Source organism: Bradyrhizobium sp. SHOUNA76 (genome assembly GCF_023006445.1).
Classification (GTDB): Bacteria; Pseudomonadota; Alphaproteobacteria; order Rhizobiales; family Xanthobacteraceae; genus Bradyrhizobium.
Genome location: NZ_JALBHA010000693.1, coordinates 1 through 2,624, shown reverse-complemented (window position 1 = coordinate 2,624; position 2,624 = coordinate 1). Strand labels below are relative to the sequence as shown.

1 protein-coding gene and 1 pseudogene are annotated in these 2,624 nt (G+C 66.8%); both read left to right on the top strand.

Going from position 1 to position 2,624, the window contains the following annotated elements; translation table 11 throughout:
* A pseudogene (locus MOV74_RS35745) lies at positions 1-861 on the top strand (alpha-2-macroglobulin family protein); the annotation flags it as partial.
* Positions 862-1,019: 158 nt separating this feature from the next.
* Positions 1,020-2,624 (top strand): penicillin-binding protein 1C (gene pbpC, locus MOV74_RS35740; protein ID WP_246931913.1); only part of this gene is annotated, 1,605 nt, incomplete at its 3' end.

Sequence of the window (2,624 nt, the reverse complement as noted above, 5' to 3'; positions counted from 1 at the left end):
CGGGTCTATGGTGCCGCCCTCGACAGCCTCGCGCCGAAGCCCGTGCTGGAGTTCGGACGCACCGACTACGGCTCGCAGCTTCGCGATGCCGCAGCTTTGGTGTCGCTTGCCAGCGAAGGCAACGCGCCGAAGGCGACGCTGACGCAGGCGGTGTCGCGGGTCGAGACCGCGCGCGGGCTGACGCCCTACACCTCCACGCAGGAGAATGCGTGGCTGGTGCTCGCCGCACGTGCGCTCGCCAAGGAGAACCTGTCCATGGAAGTGGACGGCCAGCCGGTCAAGACCGCGCTCTATCGCAGCTACAAGGCTGTGACGCTGGAGGGCAAGCCGCTGAAGATCACCAACACCGGCGATGCGCCGGTGCAGGCCGTGGTCTCGGTGTCGGGCTCGCCGGTGACGCCGGAGCCGGCGGCATCCAACGGCTTCAAGATCGAGCGCAATTACTTCACGCTCGACGGCAAGCCGGCCGACATCAGCAAGGTCAAGCAGAACCAGCGCTTCGCGGTGGTGCTGAAGATCACCGAGGCCAAGCCCGAATACGGCCACATCATGGTGTCCGACTATCTGCCCGCGGGCCTCGAGATCGACAACCCGAAGCTGGTGTCGTCGGGCGACAGTGGCACGCTGGACTGGATCGAGGACGGCGAGGAGCCTGAAGACACCGAGTTCCGTGACGATCGCTTCACCGCGGCAGTCGACCGTGCCTCGGACTCCAAGTCGGTCTTCACGGTCGCCTATATCGTGCGCGCCGTCTCGCCGGGCAAATACGTGCTGCCGCAGGCCTATGTCGAGGACATGTACAATCCCTCGCGCTACGGCCGCACCGGCACCGGCAACGTCGAGGTGCGGGCGGCGAAGTGAGTGGTGGGATGAGCGACGGTGATAACAGCTCTCGTCATTCCGGGGCGGCTCGAAGAGCCGAACTACGGCGCGCAATTGCGCGCCTGAGAATCTCGAGGTTCCGGGTCTGGTCCTCCGGACCATCCCGGAACGACGGCGGGAGAGAAGGGCGCACCATCATGCGTGTCCTCTCAGCCCTTGCACTCATCCTCATCCTCACCATCCTCGGCTTCGTCGGCTGGGTCTACTCGCTCGGTCCGCTGCCGCGTGACGAGGCCCGGAAAGTCTCGACCACCATCGTCGATCGCAACGGCAAGCTGCTGCGTGCCTATGCGATGGCGGATGGCCGCTGGCGCCTGCCGGTCGATGCCAGGTCCAACGTCGACCCGACCTATCTGAAACTGCTGCTGGCCTATGAGGACCAGCGCTTCTACGCCCATGACGGCATCGACCCGCTGGCGCTGGGCCGTGCCGCCTTGCAGCTTGCGACGCGCGGCCACATCGTCTCGGGCGGCTCGACGATCAGCATGCAGCTTGCCCGCCTGATGGAGCCGCGGCGGCAGCGCTCGCTCTATGCCAAGCTGCGGCAGATGGTGCGCGCGATCGAAATCGAGCGCAGCATGAGCAAGGAGCAGATCCTCGATCTCTATCTCGCGCTGGCGCCTTATGGCGGTAATCTCGAAGGCATCCGCGCCGCCTCAATCGGCTATCTCGGCAAGGAGCCGAAGCGCCTGTCCCTGGCCGAGGCCGCGCTGCTGGTCGCGCTGCCGCAATCGCCGGAAACGCGCCGGCTCGATCGCCATCCCGAAGCCGCGCGCAAGGCGCGCGACCGCGTGCTCGACCGCATGCTCGAGGAGCAAATGGTCAGCGCCGACGACGCGAGGCAGGCCAAGACCGTGCCCGTGCCAAAACTGCGCAAGCCGATGCCGATCCTGGCGCCGCATGCCTCCGACACCGCGCTGTCGACGGTCAAGGACACGCCGGTCATCAAGCTCACGCTCGACGCGAACTTGCAGAAGGTGCTGGAGCCGCTGGCGCGCGACCGCGCTCTTGCGCTCGGGCCGAACATCTCCGTCGGCATCATCGTGGTCGACAATGAGAGCGGGGACGTGCTCGCCCGCGTGGGTTCAGCCGATTATTTCGACGAGAGCCGGGCAGGGCAGGTCGACATGACCCGTGCGATCCGCTCGCCTGGCTCGACGCTGAAACCCTTCATCTACGGGCTCGCTTTCGAGGACGGCTTCGTTCATCCGGAAAGCCTGATCGACGATCGTCCCGTCCGCTTCGGCTCCTACGCGCCCGAGAATTTCGACATGACTTTCCAGGGCACGGTGCCGGTGAGGAAGGCGCTGCAATTGTCGCTGAACGTCCCGGCGATCGTGCTGCTCGACCGCGTCGGCTCCAGCCGGCTGGCCTCGCGGTTGCGGCAGGCCGGCGGCAATCTCGTGCTGCCCAAGGACGAAGCGCCCGGGCTTGCCATGGGGCTCGGCGGCGTCGGCGTGACGCTGCAGGATCTCGCCCAGCTCTACACGGGCTTTGCCCGCCTCGGCACCACCAAGACGCTGCGCGAGATCATGGCGGACAGGGACGACCGCGAACCGCTTCGGCTGCTGGATCAGGTCGCGGCATGGCAGGTCGGCAACGTGCTGCTGGGCACGCCGCCGCCTGAGAATGCCGCTCACAACCGCATCGCCTTCAAGACCGGGACCTCCTACGGCTATCGCGACGCGTGGTCGGTCGGGTTCGACGGCCGGATGACCATCGGCGTCTGGGTCGGCCGGCCC